The following is a 24,243-nucleotide window of genomic DNA, read 5'->3' on the forward strand; positions in this document are numbered from 1 at the left end:
GTGGCTGGCACGACCGGTGTGGGAGGCCACCCGTTCTCCGAGGACAGGAAGGGCAGCATGACCACGATGACCATGGCATCGACCGCGACCGAGGTGCAGCGCGCGCCGCAGACCGGTGAGGAGTCCCGTGCCAGCGAGCTGATCGCGGCGCTCGCCGCGCTGCCCGCCGGCCACCCGCAGCGGGCCGCCCTGCGCAACCAGGTCATCGAGGCGTGGCTGCCGCTGGCGAACCACCTGGCCGCCCGCTACAGCGGGCGCGGCGAGCCGGCCGGCGACCTCGCGCAGACCGCGGCGCTGGGCCTGATCAAGGCGGTGGACCGGTTCGACGCCTCGCGCGGCGTCGACTTCGCCGGCTTCGCCATCCCGACGATCCTCGGCGAGATCAAGCGGCACTTCCGCGACCGCACCTGGAACATCCGGGTTCCGCGCCGCCTGCAGGAGCTGCGGCTGCGCATCTCCGAGGCGAACAGCACGCTGACCCAGACGCTCAACCGGGCACCGACCGTCGCCGACATCGCCACCCACCTCGACGTCACCGAGGAAGAGGTGCTCGAAGGCCTGGAAGGCGCCCGCGCCTACAACGCGGTGTCGCTGTCCACCCCGATCGGCGACGGCGACAGCGCCACCGAGCTGGGCGACACCCTCGGCGCCGAGGACAACGAGTACGAGCTGGCCGAGCTGCGCGCCTCCCTCGGCCCGGCGCTGGCCACGCTCGACGAGCGGGAGCAGAAGATCCTCACGCTGCGCTTCTACGGCAACCTGACCCAGAGCGAGATCGCGGCCCGGGTCGGTGTCTCCCAGATGCACGTGTCCCGGCTGCTCGCCCGCGCCCTGACCAAGCTGCGCGGCCAGCTCACCGAGGCCTGAGCCACACACGTACCGCGACCCCCGCCGGCCCGTGACGGCGGGGGTCGCGTCGTGTGTCACCAGCGCGACGGCGGTGGCGGCGGCACCAGCGGCGGACGGTCGTCGCAGGTGATGGTGTTCGGCAGCAGCCACGGGGCCAGCCAGCCGCCGTCGTTGCCGCCGAGGTCGGTCAGGGCGAACTCCGACCCGGCCGGGGTGAAGTGGAACGACCCGCAGTTGTTCACGCCGACCGCGCCCACGTTGCGGGCGTCGACGTTCGCGAAGCTCGCCCCGCCCGCCGTACGCGCGCTGACCACCGACGTCCCGGCGCCGTCGACCCGGATGTCCCGGAAGCGGACGTTGTCGATACGGACGATGTCCTTCACCGGCCAGTCGCTGACCAGCATGATCGCGTTGTAGGTGCTGTCCAGGTACGCGTCGCCGCTGACCAGGATGTCCGCGTCGATGCTGCGGTCCAGCGCGTAGAACCAGATCGCGCCGAGGCCGATGTTCCAGTTCAGGTCGTACGTGCCGGCCCGCACCGTGGTGTTGCCGGTGATCCGCAGGCGGCCGGTGAACGGCTCCGCCCCGAAGCGGGAGCCCACCTGGATCGCGCTGCCCTCGCGTACCGGGTCGGCGACCAGGTTGTGCGCGACGGTCAGGTCCGCGCCGCCGTACAGCGCGATGCCGTTGGCGAGCACCGGCGACTGCACCGTGTTGTACGCGAACGTGTTCGACGCGTTCGCCGTGCCCTCCGACCACATGGCGAGGGCGTCGTCGCCGCTGTTGCGGACCACCGAGTTCGTCACCGAGGAGCGGGTGACGCCGGTGTGGAAGTTCAGCCCGTCGGCGATCTGGTCGGCGATCACGGTGTTGGTGACCCGCAGCCCGGTCATCGGCCCGTCGAACCACATGCCGACCTTCGTGTGGTGCAGATAGAGGCCGTCGATCGTGCTGTGGTTGAGCGCCCCGCCGATGGCGTTCACCTGGTCGGTGTCGATCCGCTCGCGTACGTCGCCCTCGATCGCGAAGCCGGACAGGTGCACGTCGCTGCTGCCGCCGTCGGCGGCGTCGCGGCCGTAGAAGCCGACGCCCGTGTGCCGGGAGCCGTCGGGCGCGGGCGTGTCCAGCGTGACCTCGCGTCCCCGCACGATCGTGTACCAGCTGCCCGCACCGGCGATCGTCACGTCGTCCACGACGATGTGCCGGTTGACCTGGTAGGTGCCGGCCGGCAGGTAGAGCGGGCGGTCCACCCGCCGGGCGTACGCGACGGCCCGGTCGAGGGCGTCTGCGGACTCCCGCCGGCCGGTCGGGTCGGCGCCGAAGGACAGCGCGTTCACCGCGCGGGGGACCACGCGCGGCGGCGCGACCAGGTGCGCGTCCACCAGGTCGATCACCGTCCACGCGGCGGCGGTGCCGCGCGGCGCGGTCAGCCGGACCACCTCACCGGCCCGATGGGTACGGCCGAGCAGCAGCCGCTGATCGTCGTAGAAGTGGTGCGGCCGGAACGGCTTGCTGATCACCGGCGCGGGCGTGGTGGCCGCCGGCACGCAGGAGCACTCGGTGATCCACCAGTCCGGGTGCAGCAGGTCGGCGCCGGGGTCGTTGGTGAACGGGTACTGGTTGTAGAGCCAGGCGTACTGCGAGGTCAGCGTCATGGTGCGGGCGGGCGCGTGCCCGACGGACACCCGCAGCGGCGCGGTGATCCCGCCGCCGCCCGGCGCGTCCGGGATGCTGTAGCGCACGGTCAGCGCGTTCGTGGGCCGGGGGAGCGTGAGTTCGACGTGCTGGCCGGGCAGCAGGCGCACGGCGCGGCGGCCGGACGCCTCACCGGCGAGTGTGTACGCCGACCGGTCCGGCCCGATCACGGTGCCGGTGGTCCGGCCGTGTTCCGCCTCCTGCTCGACGTAGTCCACCGTCGCACCGCGACCGGCGACGAGCGCGGGGTCCAGCCCGGCGCGCGTCACCACGGGGGCCGGTCCGCGCGGCGGGCCGGCCGTGGCGGCGCCGGGCGGTACGAGCAGGGCGGCGGCGAGCGCCGCCGCGAGGATCCTCGGCACGCTCCGCGACATCGGAGCACCCACTTTCTCGGGGGACGGGTGGCCTCGGCGGCGCAGGCCATCGACAAGGGCCCTCATGTTATTCCGGTGTTCTGTTGCCTTTCAAGCATCAATCTGCTCGTATCTTTCGGACCTGTTGTCGCCCGTCTTGGCAAGAACCGACCCGTCCGGCTGTTCATTTCTTGCAAGAATCCGACGTACGATTGCCGCCGTGACGAAGCGCCTGACCGAGGTGGCTCGCAAGGCGGGCGTCAGCGAGGCGACGGTGAGCCGGGTGCTCAACGGCCGCGGCGGCGTGTCCGAGGCGACCCGGACCGCCGTGCTGACCGCCCTCGACGTGCTCGGCTACGAGCGCCCGAGCAAGCTGCGCGGCGAGCGCGCCCGCCTGGTCGGCCTGGTGCTGCCGGAGTTGCAGAACCCGATCTTCCCGGCGCTGGCCGAGGTGGTCACCGGCTCGCTCGCGCAGCGCGGCTTCACCCCGGCGTTGTGCGCCCGCACCATCGGCGGCGTACCGGAGTCCGGGTACGTGGAGATGTTGCTCGACCACCAGGTCAGCGGCGTCATCTTCGCCGGCGGCTCGTACGCGCTCGCCGACGCCTCGCACGAGCACTACCGGCGCCTCACCGACCGGGGTCTGCCGGTGGTGCTGGTGAACGCCGGCGTCGAGGAGCTGGGTTTCCCGCGCGTGTCCACAGACGACGCGGTCGCCGTCGAGCAGGCGTACGGACACCTGCGCTCGCTCGGCCACGACCGGATCGGCATGGTGCTCGGCCCGGCCGACCACGTGCCCTCGCGCCGCAAGCTCGACGCCATGGTCCGGGCCGCCGGGTGGGGCGAGGACCGGTCCATGGTGGAGCGGTCGAGCTTCTCCATGGAGGGCGCGCGGGTCGCCGCCACGAAGCTGATCGAGCGCGGCGCGACCGGCATCGTCTGCGCCAGCGACGTGCTCGCGCTGGGCACCATCCGGGCCGCCCGGCGTTTGGGCTGCGCGGTGCCGGCCGACGTCTCGGTGGTCGGCTTCGACGACTCGGCGTTCATGACCTGCACCGACCCGCCGCTGACCACGGTGCGCCAGCCGATCGAGACCATGGGCCAGGCCGCCGTGGACCTGCTGGTGACCCAGATCGAGGGCGCCGGGGTGCTGCACGACGAGCTGCTGTTCGAGCCCGAGCTGGTGGTACGCGGCTCCACCGCCCCCGCCCCCCGCCGCTGACCCCGGGGCCCACGCCGCCCCCCACGCCGCTCCCCCACGCCGCCTCACCCCACCCCGCCGCATCCGTCGATCTTGGAGTTGTGGTGCCCGGAATGCGGCACTGATGCCGGTATCTGAGGCGCCACAACTCCAAGATCGACGACACGGCCGACTGGAGCCGCGTCCTTCCGAGGCCAAGTCGAGTTCTTGCGTTTGTCAGTCGGCATCTTGCTGGGTTCGGTTCGCGTCGCTACAGTGACTCCACTCACACCTGACCCGGGGCGCGGTTTCCGGAGGCAGGGCGCGTGCCGGCTGCCGTTCCACCACCAGAGGCAGCCGCGCGGTCACCGCACATCAGTGAAGGCCATGGATACACCCGTTCCCGAAGGGATGGACAGATGTCCGTACCGCAGTATCGGAAGGTCGCGGCGCTCGCGCTCGCGACCGGCCTCGGGCTCAGCCTTGCGGCGTGCTCCACCAAGAGCGACGACAGCGGCGACGCCGGCGGCAAGGTCACCATCACCGTCGACTGCCAGCCGGTCGGCGCGCAGAAGGAGCTGCTGAAGAACTGGAACGACGACGTCGCCGAGTTCCAGCGGCAGAACCCGGACATCGTCGTCAAGAGCGTCAGCGTCGGCGAGCAGTGCAACAACCCGCCGGACTTCACCGCCCGCCTGGCCGGCGGCACCGTCACCGACGTGTTCTACGGCTACATGACCGACCTGCAGCAGGTGCTGGACTCCGGCCAGGCGATGGACATCGGCCAGTACGCCACGAAGGACACCATCCCCACCTGGGACAGCGTCGACCCGGCGCTCAAGGAGGTCTTCACCGACGGCGGCAAGCTCTACGCCGTACCGGTGAAGAACTACTCGATGGGCCTGATCTACAACAAGGCGCTGTTCCAGCGGGCCGGGCTCGACGTGAACAACCCGCCGAAGACCTGGCCGGAGGTGCGGGCCGCGGCCAAGAAGATCTCCGCGCTCGGCGACGGCATCGCCGGGTACGCCGAGTACAGCGCGGGCAACACCGGCGGCTGGCACTTCACGTCGCTGCTCTACTCGCAGGGCGGGCAGGTGCTCAGCGCCGACGGCAAGAAGGCCGACTTCAACAACGCGATGGGCAAGCAGGTCCTGCAGAACCTCAAGGACATGCGCTACGGCGACAACAGCATGGGTGCCCGGCAGCTGCTCCAGTGGGGTGACCTGCTCACCAACGCCGGCGCCGGCAAGGTCGGCATGTTCATCGGCGCGCCGGACGCGACCCAGGCGATCGTCAGCCAGTTCCAGGGCAAGTACCAGGACTGGGCGATGGGCCCGCTGCCCGGCCAGGACGGCCCGGCCAAGGCCACGCTGGGCGGCGGCGAGGGCTACTTCTTCAAGAAGGGCCTGAGCCCCGAGCAGGTCAAGGCCGGCCTGAAGTGGCTCGCCTACCAGAAGCTCACCCCGGGTAAGGGCCAGTTCGACTACGTGCGCGCCAAGCCGCAGAACTACCCGGTCGGCCTGCCCCAGCCGCTGCTGTTCACGAACGGCAGCGACGCGCAGAAGCAGGAACTGGAGCTGCGCAAGGCGAACGCGAACGTGGACACCACGAACTTCGCGGTCTTCGAGGCCAACCCGGTGCCGATCAAGGGTGAGCCGCGCAACGCGCAGGCGATCTACGCGGTGCTCGACGCGGCGATGTCCGGTGTGCTGACCAACCCGAACGCGAACATCGACGCGCTGCTCAAGACCGCCGAGGACAAGGTCAACCAGCTGCTGGCCGCCGACAGCTGACCCGACCGGAGGTGGGGCCGGCGCACCGGCCCCACCTCCCCGAGCACCGCAGGAGTCGCCTTGGCGCTCACCACCGCCCCCGGCGCCACCCGCCGTCCCGGCCCCGTCGCGCCGCCGTCGTCGCGTACCGCCGGACGCCGCGCCGGTCTCGGCCGCAAGGTCCGGGACAACCTCACCGGGCACACGTTCCTCATCGGCGCTGTCGTCTGCTTCGCCGTCTTCTCCTGGTACCCGATGGTCCGCGGCGTCGTGATGAGCTTCCAGCGCACCCGCCGCGGCGAGACCACCTGGGTCGGCTGGGACAACTACAGCCGGATCATCGCCGATCCGAGCTTCTGGACCGCCTGGAAGAACACGTTCGTCTTCACCGGCCTGGCGCTGGTGCTCGGCTACGCCGTGCCGTTCTTCGTGGCGATCCTGCTCAACGAGCTGCGCCACGCCAAGGGCTACCTGCGGGTGCTCGTCTACCTGCCGGTGATGCTGCCGCCGGCGTCCGCGCTGTTCCTGTTCAAGTTCTACGCCTACGACCCGAGCGAGGCGGGGCTGTTCAACGCGGTCCTCACCGCGCTGGGACTGCCCACGTCGGAGTGGATGCAGTCGCCCACCATGACGATGCCGGCCATGGTGATCGCGTCGACCTGGATGAACATGGGCGGCGCCGTGCTGATCTACCTGGCCGCGCTGCAGAACATCCCCGGCGAGCTGTACGAGGCCGCCGAGATCGACGGCGCCGGGGTGTGGCGGCGCATCGTGCACGTGACGGTCCCGCAGACCCGGCTGATCCTGGCGCTGCTGGCGATGCTCCAGATCGTCGCCACCATGCAGCTGTTCATCGAGCCGCTGATCCTCGCCAACGGCGCCGGTACGCAGGACTCGGCGACCTCGGTGGCGTACCTGATCTACCAGCACGGGTTCTTCCAGAACGACCTCAACGGCGCCGCCGCGCTCGGCGTGATCATGCTGGTGGTGCTGGCCGGGTTCTCCGCCGTCTACCTGCGACTGACCGCGAGACAGGACTAGGACATGGCCGCCGACAGCACCACCCGTACCCTCATCTCCCACGCCCAGCTGCGCCGCGGTCGCGGCCGCGTCCTCTACTGGGCCGTGCTCTCCGTGGTCGTGGCCGGGTTCACGCTGGTGTTCCTCGGCCCGCTGTACTGGATGGTCACCGGCGCGCTGAAGTCCGGCCAGGAGATCGCCCAGACCCCGCCGACGCTGTTCCCCCGCGACCCGCAGCCGGGTAACTACGTCGACGCCTGGACCAACCTGGATCTGGCGAAGCTGCTGTTCAACACGTTCTACTACGCCACCGGCGCGGTGGTGTTCCAGCTCGTGTTCGACACCGCCGCCGCGTACGCGCTGTCGAAGCTGCGTCCGGTGCTGGGCGGGTTGATCCTCGGCATGATGCTGGCGACGCTGATGATCCCGGCGATGGTGCTGATCGTCCCGCAGTACGTGACGGTGATCGACCTGCCGATCGTGCACGTCAACCTGCTCGACTCGCCGTTCGCGATCTGGCTGCCGCTGGTGGCGAACGCGTTCAACATCTTCCTGCTGAAACGGTTCTTCGACTCGATCCCGGAGGACCTGATGGCCGCCGCCGTGATGGACGGCGCCACCCCGCTGCGCACGCTCTGGTCCATCGTCCTGCCGATGTCCCGCCCGATCCTCGGCGTGGTGGCGATCTTCGCGGTGACGGCGGTCTGGAAGGACTTCCTCTGGCCGAAGCTGGTCATGCCGTCGCCGGAGACGCGGACCGTCAGCGTCGGCATCTACGCCTTCGCCGGCGGCACCCCGATGAACGTGGTCATCGCCGCGTCGGTGATCGCCGCCATCCCCACCGTCGTGCTGTTCCTGATCTTCCAGCGCAACATCATGTCCGGCCTGACCACCGGCGGCCTCAAGGGCTGACCGGCCGAACCGCGGCCCGCCGCAAGCCGGCCGCCCAGCCCGCCGCCGCAGTACCGACCCCGCAGAAAGCAGGTGCCCGTGTCCATGGCCGACAACAGCCCGTGGTGGCGCTCCGCGGTGATCTACCAGGTCTACCCGCGCAGTTTCGCCGATGGCAACGGCGACGGGATCGGCGACGTCGCCGGCATCCGGTCCCGCCTGGATCACCTCGCCGCGCTCGGCGTCGACGCCATCTGGTTCAGCCCCTGGTACCCGTCGCCGATGGCCGACGCCGGCTACGACGTGTCCGACTACCGCGACATCGACCCGGTCTTCGGCACGCTCGCCGAGGTGGAGGCGCTGATCGCCGAGGCGCACGCGCTCGGCATCCGCAGCATCGTCGACGTGGTGCCCAACCACTGCTCCGACGCGCACCAGTGGTTCCGGGCCGCGCTCGCGGGCGGGCCGGGCACGCCCGAACGGGACCTGTTCTGGTTCCGCCCCGGCCGGGGACCGGGCGGTGACCTGCCGCCCACCGACTGGACCGGCGAGTTCGGCGGGCCGACCTGGACCCGCACCACCGACCCGGACGGCACCCCCGGCGACTGGTACCTGCACCTGTTCGCCCCGCAGCAACCCGACTTCAACTGGGACCACCCCCGGGTCCGCGCCGAGTTCGAGGACATCCTGCGGTTCTGGTTCGAGCGGGGCGTGGACGGCATCCGCATCGACTCGGCCGGGCTGCTCGTCAAGGACGGCACGCTGCCGGAGGTCCACCCGGACCGGCCGCACCCGTTCCGCGACCAGGACGGCGTGCACGACGTGTACCGCGCCTGGCGGCGCATCGCCGACTCGTACCCGGGCGGGCGGGCACTGGTCGGCGAGGTGTGGCTGCCCGACCGGCAGCGGTTCGCGAACTACCTGCGCCCGGACGAGCTGCACACCGCGTTCAACTTCGACTTCCTCGGTTGCGCCTGGGACGCCACCGCGCTGCGGGAGAGCATCGACGGCACGCTGGCCGCGCACGCCCCGGTCGGCGCGCCCGCCACCTGGGTGCTGTCCAACCACGACGTCACCCGGCACGTCACCCGGTACGGCCGCGCCGACACCCGGTTCAGCTTCGCCGCCAAGCGCGAGGGCATCCCCACCGACCTGGAACTGGGCACCCGCCGGGCCCGCGCCGCCGCGCTGCTGTGCCTCGCGCTGCCCGGCGCCGCCTACGTCTACCAGGGCGAGGAGCTGGGCCTGTGGGAGGTCGAAGACATCCCGTACGAGCTGCGGCAGGACCCGATGTGGGAGCGGTCCGGGCGGGTCGACCCCGGCCGCGACGGCTGCCGGGTGCCGCTGCCCTGGCAGGGCGACACCCCGCCGTTCGGGTTCAGCCCGGACGGCGCCGCAGCCGCGCCGTGGCTGCCGCAGCCGGCCGACTGGAAGGACCGCACGGTCCGCGCCCAGACCGGTGACCCGCACTCGATGCTGGAGCTGTACCGGGCCGCGCTGGCGCTGCGCCGCACCGAACCCGCGCTCGGCGACGGCACCCTGGCGTGGCTGCCCGCACCGCACGGCGTGCTCGCGTTCGCCCGCGAGCCCGGCTTCACCTGCGTGGTCAACCTCGGCGACGCCGCCGTGCCGCTGCCCGCGCACGACGAGCTGCTGCTCGCCAGCGGCCCACTCGACGACGACCGGCTGCCACCGGACACCGCGGTCTGGCTGCGTACCCGATCGGCCTGACCGCGGCGCCGGCGGCCCCGTCCCGCCGCCGGCGCCGCCGAACCACCCGGCGGCCCGTCCCGGCCGCCACAGACGCCGCACACCTGGGGAGGAGGAAGGAGAGGCAACGCCGCACGGGGGGATCTGGCCACCGACGAAAGGGAGCACACCCCGCATGGCCGAGCACCGCACCGCGCACCGCCACCGCAGCACCGGCGTGGCCGCCCTGGCCGCCGCCGCGCTCGCCGCCTCGACACTCGTCGTCGTGGCGCTCACCACGACCGCCACCCCGGCGTACGCCGCCGGACTGTCCCCGTTCGACATCACCGGACGCGGCGCCACCGTGCCGTTCCGCGAGCAGGAAGCCGAACAGGCCACCCACAACGGCACGAAGATCGGCCCCGACCGGCGCTACGGCACGCTGCCGTCCGAGGCGTCCGGCCGGGAGGCGGTCACGCTCGACGCCGTCGGCGAGTACGTCGAGTTCACGCTCACCGCCCCCGCCAACGCGGTCACGTTCCGGTACAGCCTGCCGGACAACGCCGCCGGCACCGGCCGCGACGCCACCATCGACCTGCGCGCCAACGGCAGCCTGGTCAAGGCGGTGCCGGTCACCTCCCGGTACGGCTGGTACTACGGCGGCTACCCGTTCAACAACAACCCGGGCGACACCAACCCGCACCACTTCTACGACGAGACCCGCACCATGTTCGGCACCACGTACCCGGCCGGCACGAAGATCCGCCTCCAGGTGTCCTCGACCGCCCAGTCACCCACGTTCACCATCGACCTGGCCGACTTCGAGCTGGTCGGGGCGCAGATCACCAAGCCGTCCGGCGTGCTGGACGTGGTGACCGACTTCGGCGCCGACCCGACCGGCGCCACCGACTCGACGGCGAAGTTCCAGGCGGCGGTGGACGCCGGCAAGGCGCAGGGCCGGGCGGTGTGGATCCCGGCCGGCACGTTCACGCTCTGGGACCACGTGGTGGTCGACGGCGTGACGCTGCGCGGCGCCGGGCCCTGGTACTCGGTGCTCGGCGGCCGGCACCCCACCGACCGCAAACGTGCCGCCGGCATCTACGGCAAGTACGTGCCGGGCGGCGGCTACTCCGGCGAGATCCGCCCGCACGAGGCCGGCGGGCCCAGCCGCAACGTCACGCTGCGGGACTTCGCCATCATCGGCGACATCCGGGAACGTGTCGACGAGGACCAGGTCAACGCCATCGGCGGCGCGATGAGCAACTCGGTGGTGGACAACCTGTGGTTGCAGCACACCAAGGTCGGCGCCTGGATGGACGGGCCGATGGACAACTTCACCATCCGCAACAGCCGCATCCTCGACCAGACGGCCGACGGGGTGAACTTCCACTGGGGCGTCACCAACTCGACGGTGACGAACACGTTCGTCCGCAACACCGGTGACGACGCGCTGGCCATGTGGGCGCAGAGCGTGCCGAACGTGGGCAACTCCTTCACCCGCAACACCATCGGCGTGACGATCCTGGCCAACCACCTGGTCACGTACGGCGGGCGGGACATCACCATCGCCGACAACGTCACCGCCGACTCGGTCACCAACGGCGGCGGCATCCACGTGGCGAACCGCTATCCGGGGGTCACCGGGCCGACCGCCGTGGCCGGCACGATCACGGTGGCCCGCAACACGCTGATCCGCAACGGCAACTCCGACTACAACTGGCAGTTCGGCGTGGGCGCGATCTGGTTCTCCGCGCTCAACGAGCCGATCCAGGGCGCCGCGATCAACGTCACCGACACCGACATCCTGGACAGCTCGTACGCGGCGTTGCACTGGATCGAGGGGCAGACCAGCGGCATCTCGTTCGACAACGTGCGCATCGACGGTGCTGGCACGTACGCGCTCCAGGTGCAGGCGCCCAGCCAGGTCCGGTTCACCAACGTGCGGGCCACCGGCATCGCCCAGTCCAACCCGATCCACAACTGCGTCGGCAGCGGCTTCCAGATCACCCAGGGCGCCGGCAACTCCGGCTGGTACACGCCCACCCCGTACTGCGGGCCGTGGCCGCAGCCGCAGTGGGGCAACGGACCGTCCAGCCCGCCGCCCACCAGCCCGGCGCCGACCACGGCAGCGCCGACGACGGCCCCGCCGACCACCGCGCCGCCGACCACACCGCCGCCGGCCGGCGGGAACCTGGCCCTGGGCCGCCCGGCCACCGCCACCAGCACCACCCAGACGTACGCCGCCGGCAACGCCGTCGACGGCAACCCGGCCAGCTACTGGGAGAGCGCCAACAACGCGTTCCCGCAGTCGCTCACCGTCGACCTCGGCACGTCCCGCACCGTCGACCGGGTGGTGCTGAAGCTCCCGCCCGGCTGGGAACGGCGTACCCAGACGCTGTCCGTGCTCGGCTCCACCGACGGCTCCTCGTACACCACGCTGGCCGCGTCGGCGGGCCGCGTCTTCGACCCGGCCGTCGGCAACACCGTGTCGATCGCGCTGCCGTCCGGCGACCGGCGGTTCGTCCGGGTCACCGTCACCGGCAACACCGGCTGGCCGGCGGGCCAGCTCGCCGAACTGGAGGTGTACGGCGGCGGCACCACCACACCGCCGCCCACCACGACTGCGCCGCCCACCACCGCGCCACCGACCGGCAACCTGGCGGCGGGCCGGCCGGTCGCGGAGACCAGCCACGCCGACGTGTACGGCGCCGCCAACACCGTCGACGGCAACGCGAACTCCTACTGGGAGAGCGCCAACAACGCCTTCCCCCAGTCGGTGACGGTCGACCTGGGCAGCGCCCGGCCGGTCGCCCGGGTGGTGCTGAAACTGCCCCCGTCGGCGGCCTGGCAGACCCGTACCCAGACCGTGGCGGTGCTCGGCTCCACCGACGGCTCGTCGTTCGCGACGCTCAAGGCGGCGGCGGGCTACACGTTCGACCCGGCGGGCGGCAACAGCGTGTCGATCGCGCTGCCCGCCGGTGACCGCCGCTTCGTGCGGCTGACGTTCACCGGCAACACCGGCTGGCCGGCCGGCCAGCTGTCCGAGTTCGAGGTGTACGCCTCCTGACCCGGCGCGGCGGGGACCATCCCCGCCGCGCCACCGCACCCCCACCCCCGAACGCCTCTCCACCTCCCCCGGGAAGAAGGTGTCCGTCCACCATGTCCAGACTCCGTACCGGAATCGTCGCGGTGCTCGCCGCGGTCGGCCTGGTCGTCACCGCGGCCCCCGCCCCGCCGGCCCTCGCCGCCGGCGGCCCGAACCTCGCCGCCGGGCGCACCGCCACCGCCAGCAGCGTCAACGGCCCCTACGTCGCGGCCAACCTGACCGACGGCAACCAGGGCAGCTACTGGGAGAGCAGCGGCGCGCTGCCCCAGTGGGCGCAGGTCGACCTCGGCACCAGCCGCGCCGTCGACCAGGTCGTGCTGAAGCTCCCTGCCGCCTGGGAGGCGCGCACCCAGACGCTGTCCGTGCAGGCCAGCGCCGACGGCAGCGGCTTCACCACTGTCGTCGCGTCCGCCGCCCGGACGTTCAGCCCGGCCGCCGCCAACACCGTGACGCTCGGCTTCACCGCCACGAACGCCCGCTACCTGCGGGTCCTCATCACCGCGAACACCGGCTGGACCGCCGCGCAGCTCGCCGAACTTGAGGTGTACGGCGCGGCCACCTCCTCGACCAACCTGGCGCTCGGCCGGACCATGACCGAGAGCGGTCACGCCGACGTGTACGGCGCGGGCAACGCCAACGACGGCAACGCCGGCACCTACTGGGAGAGCCCGAACAACGCGTTCCCGCAGTGGATCCAGGCCGACCTGGGCGCCGCCACCAGCGTCAACCGGCTGGTGCTGCGGCTGCCGACCGGTTGGGGCGCACGCACCCAGACGATCACCGTGCAGGGCAGCACGAACGGTTCTGCGTTCGGCACGCTCGTCGGGTCCGCGTCGTACGCGTTCGACCCGGGCGGCGGCAACACCGTGACGGTCACCGTGCCCACCGCGTCCACCCGGTACGTGCGGCTGCTGTTCACCGCGAACAGCGCCTGGCCCGCCGGGCAGCTCGGCGAGCTGGAGGTCTACGGCCCGGTCACCGGCGACACCCAGGCGCCGAGCGCGCCCGGCAACCTCGCGTTCACCGAGCCGGCCACCGACCAGGTGCGGCTGACCTGGACCGCGTCGAGCGACAACGTCGGCGTCACCGGCTACGACGTGTACGCAAACGGCGTGCTGCGCACCACCGTCGGCGGCAGCACGCTGACGTACACCGACACCCAGCCCGCCGGGACCACCGTCTCCTACTACGTGCGGGCGCGGGACGCGGCCGGAAACGTGTCGGCGAACAGCAACACGGTCACCCGCACCGGCAACACCGGGGACACGGTCGCGCCCACCGCGCCCGGCAACCTGGCCTACACCCAGCCGGCGAGCGGGCAGATCCGGCTGACCTGGACCGCGTCCACGGACAACGTGGGCGTCACCGGCTACGAGGTGTACGCCAACGGCTCGCTGCGCACCACGGTCAGCGGCTCCACGCTCACCTACACCGACAGCCAGCCGGACAGCGCGACCGTCTCGTACCACGTGCGGGCCCGCGACGCCGCCGGGAACGTGTCGGCGAACAGCAACACCGTCACCCGTACCGGCAGCAGCACCGGCGGCACGAACCTGGCGGTCGGCAAGCCCGCCACCGCGTCGTCGATGGTGCACGTGTTCGCCGCCGCCAACGCCGTCGACAACGACGTCACCACGTACTGGGAGGGCGCGCCCGGCGCGTACCCGAGCACGCTCACCGTCGCGCTCGGCGCCAACGCCGCGATCAGCGCCGTCGTGGTGAAGCTCAACCCGGACCCGGCGTGGGGCGCGCGCACCCAGACGTTCCAGGTGCTCGGGCGGGAGCAGTCCGCGTCCGGGTTCACCAGCCTGGTCGGCTCCGCCACGTACTCCTTCAACCCGAACAGCGCCAACACGGTGACCGTCCCGGTCTCCGCGACTGCAGCCGACGTCCGGCTCCAGTTCACCGCGAACTCCGGCTCCGCCAACGGCCAGGTCGCCGAACTTCAGGTCATCGGCGTCCCGGCGCCGAACCCGGACCTCACCGTCACGGCGGTCACCGCCTCGCCGTCCGCGCCGGTGGAGACCGACGCGATCACGCTGTCCGCCACCGTGCGCAACGCCGGCACCGCGGCCTCCGCCGCCACCGACGTCAACCTCTACCTGGGTACGACGAAGGTCGGCACCGCCGCCGTCGGCGCGCTCGCCGCGGGCGCGTCGAGCACTGTCTCGGCGAGCATCGGCGTACGCGACGCCGGCAGCTACCCGCTCACCGCGAAGGTCGACGAGTCGAACGCGGTGATCGAGCAGAACGAGGCGAACAACTCCTACACCAGCCCGACCCCGCTGACCGTCAGCCCGGTCGCCAGCTCCGACCTGGTCGCCTCCGCCGTCACCTGGTCACCCGGCACGCCGAGCGCCGGCGCCACCGTCTCCTTCGCGGTGACGCTGCGCAACCAGGGCACCATCGCGTCGGCGAGCGGCGCGCACGGCATCAACCTGACAGTGCGCGACCAGTCCGGCGCGGTGGTCCGCACGCTCACCGGCTCGTACAGCGGCACGATCGCGGCCGGTGCCACCGCCGGACCGGTGTCGCTCGGCACGTGGACCGCCGCCAACGGCCGGTACACGGTGCGGGTGGTGCTCGCCGACGACGGCAACGAGCTGCCGGTGAAGCGGCAGAACAACACCAGCGACCGGGCGCTGTTCGTCGGCCGCGGGGCGAACCTGCCGTACGACGCGTACGAGGCCGAGGACGGCACGACCGGAGGCGGCGCGCAGGTGATCGGCCCGAACCGCACCATCGGCGACCTCGCCGGGGAGGCGTCCGGGCGCCGCGCGGTCACGCTCAACACCACCGGCGCGTACGTCGAGTGGACCACCCGCTCGGCCGCGAACGCCCTGGTGGCCCGCTACTCCATCCCGGACGCGCCGGGCGGCGGCGGGATCGACTCGACCATCAACGTCTACGTCAACGGTGTGCTGCACAAGCCGATGAGCCTCACCTCGAAGCACATCTGGCTCTACGGCGCCGAGGCCGGTCCCAGCGACTCGCCGAGCGCGGGCGCGCCCCGGCACCTGTACGACGAGGCGAACGTGCTGCTCGACGCCACGGTCCCGGCGGGCAGCCGGATCCGGCTCCAGAAGGACCCGGCGAACAGCACCACGTACGCGATCGACTTCGTCAACACCGAACTGGTGTCGCCGCGCGCCAACCCCGACCCGGCCCGCTACAAGGTGCCGACCGGGTTCAGCCACGCCGACGTGCAGAACGCGCTCGACGCGGTACGGATGGACACCACCGGCACGCTGGTCGGCGTCTACCTGCCCGCCGGCACGTACGAGACGGCGCAGAAGTTCCAGGTGTACGGCAAGGCGGTGCAGGTCGTCGGCGCCGGCATGTGGTACACCCGCTTCCAGACGCCGCGCAACCAGCAGAACACCGACGCCGGTTTCCGGGTCGAGTCCTCGGCCAGCGGCTCGACCTTCGCCCACCTGGCGTTCTTCGGCAACTACACCAACCGGATCGACGGTCCCGGCAAGGTGTGGGGCGAACTGAAGGACGTGGACGACCTGACGCTGGACAGCGTCTGGGTGGAGCACACCGTGTGCGCGTACTGGGGGGTGAGTGTGGACGGGCTGACCATCCGGGACAGCCGGTTCCGCAACACCTTCGCCGACGCGGTGAACATGACCAACGGCAGCACGAACAACCTGGTCACCAACTCGGAGGGTCGCTCCAACGGCGACGACGCGTTCGCGTTGTTCTCCGCCACCGACTCCGGCGGCTCCGGCGGCAACCACGGCAACGTGTTCGAGAACCTGACCGCCACGCTGACCTGGCGGGCAGCAGGGCTGGCGGTGTACGGCGGCTACGACAACGTCTTCCGCAACCTGTACATCGCCGACCAGCTCACGTACTCGGGCATCACGATCAGCTCGCTGGACTTCGGTTATCCGTTCGTCGGGTTCGGCGCCAGCCCGCCCACCCGGTTCGAGAACATCTCGCTGATCCGTTCCGGCGGGCACTTCTGGGGCGCGCAGACGTTCCCGGCGATGTGGTTGTTCTCCGCGTCCAAGGAGTTCCGTGGCATCCGGGTGAGCGACGTGGACATCGTCGATCCGACGTACTCGGGGATCATGTTCCAGACCAAGTACAACGGCAGCCAGCCGGAGAACCCGATCACCGACACGGTGCTGACGAACGTGTCGATCTCCGGCGCGCGGCGCAGCGGTGACGCGTTCGACGCGAAGTCCGGCTTCGGCATCTGGGTCAACGAGATGCCCGAGGCAGGTCAGGGCCCCGCGGTCGGCGCGGCCACGTTCACCAATCTCCGCCTGACCGACAACGCCCAGGACATCAAGAACACCACAACAACCTTCACCATCACCCGCAACTAACCTCGCGGCCCGGCGGCGAGGGCGGCGCGTCGATCTTGGAGTTGTGGCGCCTCTGATAGTGGGGCGAAGCCGACGAGCTGTGGCACCACAAGTCCAAGATCGACGGGGGGTGTAGGGCTGCGCGGTCAGTGGGGGAGGGCGGTGGAGAGGCGGCGGATCGCCTCGTCCATCTGCTCGGGTGGGGCGGCGGCGTACGTGAGGCGCAGGTGCGGGGCGGGGGGTTCGGCGGCGTACCAGGGGCGGCCGGGGAAGACGGTCACCCCCGCTGCCGCGGCAGCCGTGGTCACCGTTACGTCGTCGGTGTTGTCGGGCAGGCGTACCCACAGGTGCAGGCCGCCGCGCGGGACGTCGCGCGGCGCCAGCTGCGGCAGGTGGCGGTTCAGTGCGGCTAGCAGCGCCTCCCGGCGGGCCCGCAGGTGCACGCGCAGGCTGCGGCGGTGCCGGTCCCACGCGGGCGCGGTCAGGAACTCCAGCGCCGCTTGTTGCAGCGGCCCGGCGACGAACAGGTCGTCGAGCAGGCGGGCGGCGCGCAGCCGGGCTCCGGCTGGTCCGCGCGCGCCGAGCGCGGCGATGCGCAGGCCGGGCGCTGCCGGTTTGGTCAGTGAGCGCAGGTAGACGACGTGTCCGTCGGGGTCGTCGGCGGCCAGCGGCGGCGGTGCCTCGCCGTCGATGGTGAGGTCGCGGGCGTAGTCGTCCTCGACCAGGAACGCCCCGGCCTCGCGTACCGCCTCGGCGACCTGGGCGCGCCGTGCGGGGGAGAGCGTCGCGCCGTGCGGGTTGGCGTGCAGCGGCTGGCAGTAGAACAGGCGGGCACCGGTGTGGGCGAACGCGGCGGCGAGCTGGTCGGGGCGTACCCCGTCGGTGTCGGCGGGCACCGGCACCACCCGCAGTCCGGCGGCGCGCGCGGCGGCGAGCGCGCCCAGGTAGGTGGGGGATTCGACGAGCAGCGTGTCGCCGGGTGTGGTGAGCGCCCGCAGCGTGGTGGAGAGCGCGGCCTGCCCGCCCGGGCAGATCACCATGTCCTCGGCGCGCAGGCCCCCGCCGGCCGCTCGGGCGAACCAGGCGCGCAGGTCGGCGCGTCCCTCGACCGGGCCGCGCTGCCACGCCGCCGGTTGCCGGGCGGCGCGGGCGAGCGCCGCGCCGAGCGCGGCGGCCGGCTGGAGGTCCGGGTCCAGGTAGCCGCCGGTCAGCGGAATCGCGCCCGACGGCGGTAGCGCCAGCAGCGCCTGCATCTCCTCCTCGCCGTCGCGCCGTGAGCCGAGCGCGACTGTCTGCCACGACAGGTCCGGCCGTGGTGGGTCGGCGCGCCGGTTCGACACGTACGCGCCACGTCCCGGCCGTGTCTCGATCAGGCCGTCCGCGACGAGCCGCCGGGTCGCCTCGGCGACGGTGACGGGGGAGACGTGATGGTGGGCGGTCAGCTCCCGTACCGACGGCAGTCGCGTGCCGGGGACGGCGTCCGCCGCCAGCGCACCCAGATGCCGGACGACACGCTCGATAGCGCTACCATCATTCATGACGGCACAGAGTAGCGCTACTGCACCAACGACGGTAACGGTGGGAGCGGGCGGCGGGGTCGCCCTCGGCGCGCTGGGCGTGCTGGCCTTCAGCATGTCGCTGCCGGCCACCCGCGTCGCGGTGCACACACTCGACCCCTGGTTCGTCGCGTTCGGACGGGCCGTCGGCGCGGCGCTGCTCGCGTGGGCCTACCTGCGGCTCACCGGCGCCCCACGCCCCACCCGGGACCAGTGGCGACGGCTGTCGATCGTCGCGCTCGGCGTCGTGGTCGGCTTCCCGCTGTTCACCTCGCTGGCGCTCACCACGCAGACATCGGCGCACGGCGCGGTGGTGGTCACCGTGCTGCCCGCCATGACGGCGGTGTTCGCGGTGCTGCGGTCCGGGGAACGGCCGCCGCCGCTGTTCTGGATCGCCAGCATCGCCGGACTGGCGCTGGTGCTCGCGTTCCTCGCCGCCGGCGGCTCGATCCGCGGGACGCTGGCGCCCGCCGACCTGTACCTGCTCGCCGCCGTGGTGCTCTGCGGACTCGGGTACGCCGAGGGCGGCCGGCTGGCCCGCGAACTCGGCGGCGCCCGCACGATCTGCTGGGCGTTGCTGCTGTCGCTCCCGGTCACCGTGCCGGTCACGGCGGTTGCCGCTTTCGTCCACCCGCCGCACGGCGGCATCGCCGCCTGGGCCGGGTTCGGCTACCTCACAGTGGTGTCGATGTTCCTCGGCTTCTTCGCCTGGTACGCCGGGCTGGCCCGGGGCGGGATCGCCAAGGTCGGCCAGATCCAGCTCGTCCAGCCGGTGCTCACGCTGATCTGGTCGGCACTGCTGCTCGGCGAGGCGGTCACGCCCGGCGCGCTCGTGGTGGCGGGCGCGGTGCTCGCCTGTGTCGTGCTCATCCAGCGCACCCGGGGCGGCGCGACACCGTCGCGCGCCCCGGGCCGGTCGCCCTCAGCAGGGCGCGATGGTGCCGGTCACGCTGGAGACGTACGCGTGGCTGACGAAGTGTCCTGACGCGAGGCGGTTCCACTGGGTGGTGGTCCGGTACGGGCCGCTCACCGACTGGCCGCTGACCGAGCACTCGATCGGCACGTCGGCGTACGTGGCGGCCAGCCCGACGACCGGGTTGCTCGTGCTGGGACCGGAGCGGATGTTGAGCGGCCCGCTGCCGATGCGACCGCGCGTGCCGGTGCCGGTCCAGAGGTAGGCGACGTCGACCCAGGCGTTGTCGGTCAGCAGCAGGCCGTCCCAGAACGTGCCGTCGGCGAGGTCGATGCCGGCCGGGCTGCCCACCACCCGTCCGAACTGGTCCCGCCCGCCGTTGTAGCCGCTCTGGTACGCCGCCTGCGCCTCGGGCCGGCCCTGCGGCAGGTCCTTCCACATCTCCCGGGTGCTGCCGGGGTTCCAGTAGTCGTCCTTGGTGTTCCACGGTCCGACGTCCCAGACCGGCGCGTACTCGCAGCGGCTGCGGGTGGTGGTGCAGACCCGCACGGTGTAGTCGCCGGTGTTCTTCGGCGCGAGTCCGCGGAACGAGGGCAGCGCGACGAAGTGGTCCCGGGAGACGATCACGTGCCCGTTGGCGGTGGTGCCGCCGACCAGGCCCTCGCGGGTGGCGTACACCCGGTAGGTGAGGCCGGGCGTGGCGGCCGTGACGGCGGCGACCGAGTCGGCGGTGAGCCGGACCGTGCGCAGGCTGGGCGCGGCGGACGGCCGGTCGGCGGTGAGGACCACCCGGATCTGCACCCGGGTGACCGGCTGGTCGAAGACGGCGGCGCCGGTCACGGCCCGCCATTCGGTCCACGCGCCCGATCGCCAGCCGCGCGCCGCCACCTCGACGGCGCCGTCGCGGGCGGGGACTGCGACGACGTCGGCCCGGACCCGGTTGGCCGGTGCGGCGAGTGAATGCGGCGCGACGAGCAGCGTGCCCTCGGCCGCGATGCCGCGCCGGGCCGCGGGCCGGTACGCCGGGTCGGCGAGGCGCAGTTCCGTGCCGGTCCAGCGGACGTTGACGTCGTCGGAGTCGATTCCGGCCAGGTCGGCGCTCCAGGTGTTGCCGGTGGCCGGTGCCGCCAGGGGCGCGGCGGGGGCCGGGGAGGCGGCCAGGACGGCGGCGACCGCGCCGGCGACGACCGCCGGGGTGCGGGTCCTGCGGGATCGGGACATGGCGCTCCTCGTGGGGGCGGAGTTAGACAGATGTCGATGCGTGGGTGAGGTGCAGGCAACCATCGATCTCGCCGCCCGTCAAGGTGGCGTCCCCGGCGTCCGGCCGCCCTGAGCAGTGCAAAAAACCTGCAAACGCTACCTCTTGCCCTGAGCGAAAGCGCTTTCATACGATCGCGTTACATCGATGTTTCGTTTGCGGCCCGGGCATCGCAGATGAACGACATCCGCCGGCGACGCGCCTGATCGCGTCGCGGCTCCGCACTATTCCCATTCGGTTGCTGCCGCGGCTCGGCGGCAATTCCCGCGTGCTCGAAAAAGGAATGAGGCGACATGAGAAGACCAGTCGCGCTGCGACTCCACGCGGCACTGGCCACGGCGGTCGTCGGTATCGCCGTCGCCGTGGCGCTGCCGTCCCCGCAGGCGTCGGCGGCGGCCGGCAGCGCCACCGGCTACGCCACCCAGAACGGCGGCACGACCGGCGGCGCGGGCGGGCAGACCGTACGCGCCACCACCGGCACCGCCATCCACGCCGCGCTCTGCGGCCGGGCCAGCAGCAGCACCCCGATCATCATCGAGGTGACCGGGACCATCAACCACGGCAACACCAGCAAGGTCTCCGGATCGAGCTGCAACACCGCCGACGGCGTGATCGAGCTGAAGCAGATCAGCAACGTCACGATCATCGGGGTGGGCAGCGGCGCCGTCTTCGACCAGCTCGGCATCCACATCCGCGACTCCCGCAACATCATCATCCGCAACGTGACGGTGCGCAACGTCAAGAAGTCCGGCTCGCCCACCTCCAACGGTGGTGACGCGATCGGCATGGAGAGCAGCGTCCGTAACGTCTGGGTCGACCACGTGACGCTGGAGGCGTCCGGCGGGGAGTCGGAGGGCTACGACGGCCTGTTCGACATGAAGGACGACACCCAGTACGTGACGCTGTCGTACAGCATCCTGCGCAACTCCGGCCGCGGTGGCCTCATCGGATCGAGTGAGAGCGACCGCGGCAACGGCTACATCACGTTCGAGCACAACCTGTACGAGAACATCGACTCCCGTACGCCGCTGCTGCGCGGCGGGATCGCCCACATGTTCAACAACCACTACAACGGGCTGCACGAGTCGGGCATCAACTCCCGGGCCGGCGCACGGGCCAAGGTGGACAACAACTACTTCCGCAACTCCAAGGACGTGCTCGGCACGTTCTACACCAGCGAGCGCGGTACCTGGCAGGTCGGCGGCAACATCTTCGACAACGTGACCTGGTCCTCGCCCGGGACCGACAACTACCCGGCGGGGCCGAACGTGACGTCGACGACCACAATCAGCGTCCCGTACTCGTACCGGCTCGACGCGGCGAGCTGTGTGCCGGACATCGTGCGGCAGACGGCGGGCGCGAACACCGGCCTGCGGGTGTCCGACGGCAACTGCACGCCGCAGTCCCCGGCGCCGACGACGCCGGGGCCGACCACGCCCGCACCGACCACGCCGCCGCCCGGGACGACCACCCCGCCGCCGTCCGGCGGGACCAACCTGAGCCTCGTCTCCGGCGCCGGCGCGGACGGGTCCAGCAAGGCCGACGGCACCAGCTACGGCAACGTGCGCGACGGCAACCTGAGCACCTACTGGTCGCCGTCCGGGTCGACCGGCACCGTCTCGATCAAGTGGGGCTCGGCCACCACCGTCTCCCGCGTGGTCATCCGCGAGCCGTCCGGCACCTCGGGCTCGATCGGGTCCTGGCAGCTCGTCAACAACGACACCGGCGCGGTGCTGGCCTCCGGCAACGGGGCCGGCCAGATCACCTTCGGCGCGACCTCGCTGAAGAAGATCAACTTCAAGATCAACAGCTCCAACGGTACGCCGAGAGTCGGCGAGTTCGAGACGTACGCCAGCTAGCAGTCACACACGAGCGGGGGCGGCCGATCCGGCCGCCCCCGCCCTTGTTGCGTGTCCCCGGTCAGAGGGTGAGCACGACGGTGGAGATGCTCCGCGCGCCGACGTTCACGGTGACCTGGTTGCCGTTCACGCCGACCGGCTGGCTCGCCGCGCTCGCGTTCTGCGACGTGGCCACGTACTCCGCCCGGCTGACGTTCTGCGGCGCCTGGATGATCGCGTTGTTCACCGCGCTGGTGGACCGGTTGAGGATCACCAGCGTGACCTTCCCGTCGCCGGAATAGGCCGTCACCTCCAGCGGCGACGCCTTGGAACTCTTGGTCAGGGCGACCCGCTGGTAGCCGGGACGCACGTACTTCGCGTACTGCGAGAACGCGTACCCGCGCTTGAGCGGCGCGCCCGCCACGGTGCCGTACGCGGACTCGCCGTCACCGATGAACGAGTAGTAGCGCTTGCCGTACCACCAGACGTACGCGCTCCAGTTCGACTCCATCGACTTGTGCACGGTGCGCATGATGTCGTCGAGCGTCTCGTTCCAGGCGGCGGCGTTGGCCGGGTTGCCCCAGATGTTGGAGCCGCCGCCGTCGGCCTCGTGCAGGTTCCACTCGGTCATCCACACCGGCTTGTTGTACTGCTGCGCCAGCGTGTACGGCTTCAGCCGGCCGGACGCCTCGGTGCCGTAGAGGTGCCCGCCGATGTAGCCGATGTTGTTGCGGGCGGCCGCGTCGTTGAGCGTCGGGTCGGTGTAGCCGTAGTTCAGGTTCACCGCCTCGGCGACCATCAGCTTGGTGTTCTGCACCTTGGCGCCCTGCTCCCGCACGAAGGTCTGGAGTTCGGTGCCGCTCCAGTCCATCGAGTCGTAGTCAGGGTGCCAGTCCGGCTCGTTCTGCACGGACGTGACGTCGATCGTCACACCCTGGTTGCGCATGTACTGGACGTAGCTGTTGAGGTGGTTGGCGTAGTCGTCGTAGTAGTCGGTGCGCAGCTTGCCACCGTTGATCCGGCTGTTGTTCGTCTTCCAGGCCGCCGGGGCGGTCCACGGCGACGCCATGATCTTCACGTTCGACCCGTACGACTTCGCCGTGCGCAGCGCGCTGACCTGGGTGCCCCACTCGCCGGACACCGGCGAGATGCCGGTACGCACGATGGACAGGCCGAGCTGGTTGGGGCCGAGCCCGACGAGCGTCTGCGTCTCGGCCGTCGACCAGGCGCCGCCCCAGATCGACACGGCGGCGCCGAACCCGTCGATCGTCTGGTAGCGGCTGGCGGTGTTGACGGTGATGTCCGCCGCCCCGGTCGGCGGCGGGGTGCTGGGCGAGGTGGTCGGCGAACTCGTCGGTGACGTGGACGGCGACGTGGGCGTCGTGCCGCCGGTGCAGGTCACCCCGTTGAGCGCGAAGCTCGTCGGCGCGGGGTTGCTGCTGGTCCAGGCCCCGTTGAACCCGAACGACGTGCTGCCGTTCGTGGGGATGGACCCGTTGTAGTCGACGTTGCGGGCGGTCACCGCCGCTCCGCTCTGGGTGACTGTGGCGTTCCACGCCTGGGTGACGGTCTGGCCGGCGGCGTAGGACCAGGTGAGCGTCCAGCCGTTGACCGGGTCACCGAGGTTGGTGACCGTCACGTTCGCGCCGAAGCCGCCCTGCCACTGCGACGACACGGCGTAGGTGACCGCGCATCCGGCGGCTGCCGCTCCGGCCGGCAGCGCCGCGGCCATCGCGGTGGACGCCAGCAGGACCGCGCCGGCCGACAACACCGCGGTACGGGTCGTTCTGTGCCTTCTCAT

Annotated in this window: 14 protein-coding genes; 10 read left to right on the forward strand and 4 right to left on the reverse strand. The window is 71.6% G+C overall.

What is annotated here, in order from left to right:
• Nucleotides 1–57: 57 nt before the first annotated feature.
• Nucleotides 58–867, forward strand: coding sequence for a SigB/SigF/SigG family RNA polymerase sigma factor (locus tag J3R08_RS15510; protein ID WP_113973657.1), 810 nt, complete (start codon nt 58–60; stop codon nt 865–867).
• 56 nt (nt 868–923) lie between these two features.
• On the opposite strand, the gene J3R08_RS15515 is transcribed toward J3R08_RS15510, so the two are convergent.
• Nucleotides 924–2,918 (reverse strand): glycosyl hydrolase family 28-related protein, encoded by a 1,995-nt coding sequence (locus J3R08_RS15515; RefSeq protein WP_209961712.1) that lies wholly within the window; start codon nt 2,916–2,918, stop codon nt 924–926.
• A gap of 199 nt (nt 2,919–3,117) precedes the next feature.
• Here J3R08_RS15515 and J3R08_RS15520 point away from each other — a divergent pair, with 199 nt between their 5' ends.
• The 7 genes from J3R08_RS15520 to J3R08_RS15550 all read left to right on the forward strand — a co-directional run bounded on the left by J3R08_RS15520 (nt 3,118) and on the right by J3R08_RS15550 (nt 16,898).
• Complete coding sequence (locus J3R08_RS15520; protein ID WP_166456037.1) at nt 3,118–4,119, forward strand: LacI family DNA-binding transcriptional regulator; 1,002 nt, start codon at nt 3,118–3,120, stop codon at nt 4,117–4,119.
• A gap of 377 nt (nt 4,120–4,496) precedes the next feature.
• Nucleotides 4,497–5,873 carry an ABC transporter substrate-binding protein gene (locus tag J3R08_RS15525; protein WP_043324313.1) on the forward strand — a complete coding sequence of 459 codons (1,377 nt, stop codon included), beginning with the start codon at nt 4,497–4,499 and terminating at the stop codon, nt 5,871–5,873.
• A gap of 60 nt (nt 5,874–5,933) precedes the next feature.
• Entirely contained in the window at nt 5,934–6,893 is a 960-nt protein-coding gene (locus J3R08_RS15530; protein WP_209961714.1) for a carbohydrate ABC transporter permease, read from the forward strand.
• A gap of 3 nt (nt 6,894–6,896) precedes the next feature.
• On the forward strand, nt 6,897–7,784 hold the full coding sequence (locus J3R08_RS15535) for a carbohydrate ABC transporter permease (RefSeq protein ID WP_187694398.1): 888 nt from the start codon (nt 6,897–6,899) through the stop codon (nt 7,782–7,784).
• A gap of 84 nt (nt 7,785–7,868) precedes the next feature.
• Complete coding sequence (locus J3R08_RS15540) at nt 7,869–9,494, forward strand: glycoside hydrolase family 13 protein (RefSeq protein ID WP_209964235.1); 1,626 nt, start codon at nt 7,869–7,871, stop codon at nt 9,492–9,494.
• Nucleotides 9,495–9,648: 154 nt separating this feature from the next.
• Complete coding sequence (locus tag J3R08_RS15545) at nt 9,649–12,519, forward strand: discoidin domain-containing protein (protein WP_209961716.1); 2,871 nt, start codon at nt 9,649–9,651, stop codon at nt 12,517–12,519.
• Nucleotides 12,520–12,611: 92 nt separating this feature from the next.
• Nucleotides 12,612–16,898 carry a discoidin domain-containing protein gene (locus J3R08_RS15550; RefSeq protein WP_209961719.1) on the forward strand — a complete coding sequence of 1,429 codons (4,287 nt, stop codon included), beginning with the start codon at nt 12,612–12,614 and terminating at the stop codon, nt 16,896–16,898.
• Between the two features lie 125 nt (nt 16,899–17,023).
• Here the strand turns inward: J3R08_RS15550 and J3R08_RS15555 are convergent, their stop codons facing one another.
• On the reverse strand, nt 17,024–18,415 hold the full coding sequence (locus tag J3R08_RS15555; RefSeq protein ID WP_209961721.1) for a PLP-dependent aminotransferase family protein: 1,392 nt from the start codon (nt 18,413–18,415) through the stop codon (nt 17,024–17,026).
• A 40-nt stretch (nt 18,416–18,455) separates the two neighbouring features.
• On the opposite strand from J3R08_RS15555, the gene J3R08_RS15560 reads away from it, so the two are divergent.
• A complete protein-coding gene (locus J3R08_RS15560) occupies nt 18,456–19,418 on the forward strand; it encodes a DMT family transporter (protein ID WP_209961723.1) in 963 nt (320 codons plus the stop codon).
• Here the strand turns inward: J3R08_RS15560 and J3R08_RS15565 are convergent.
• Nucleotides 19,356–20,567 carry a hypothetical protein gene (locus J3R08_RS15565; RefSeq protein WP_209961725.1) on the reverse strand — a complete coding sequence of 404 codons (1,212 nt, stop codon included), beginning with the start codon at nt 20,565–20,567 and terminating at the stop codon, nt 19,356–19,358. The two genes, J3R08_RS15560 and J3R08_RS15565, sit on opposite strands and share 63 nt — an antisense overlap.
• 330 nt (nt 20,568–20,897) lie before the next feature.
• Between J3R08_RS15565 and J3R08_RS15570 the strand changes: the two genes are divergently transcribed.
• The gene (locus J3R08_RS15570; RefSeq protein ID WP_043324294.1) at nt 20,898–22,463 is read left to right on the forward strand and encodes a polysaccharide lyase family 1 protein; all 1,566 of its coding nucleotides are present in this window, start codon (nt 20,898–20,900) and stop codon (nt 22,461–22,463) included.
• Nucleotides 22,464–22,524: 61 nt separating this feature from the next.
• On the opposite strand, the gene J3R08_RS15575 is transcribed toward J3R08_RS15570, so the two are convergent.
• On the reverse strand, nt 22,525–24,243 hold the full coding sequence (locus J3R08_RS15575; protein ID WP_209961727.1) for a cellulose binding domain-containing protein: 1,719 nt from the start codon (nt 24,241–24,243) through the stop codon (nt 22,525–22,527).

The sequence above is a fragment of the Micromonospora sp. HB375 genome (assembly GCF_017872985.1).
Lineage (GTDB): Bacteria > Actinomycetota > Actinomycetes > Mycobacteriales > Micromonosporaceae > Micromonospora > Micromonospora chalcea.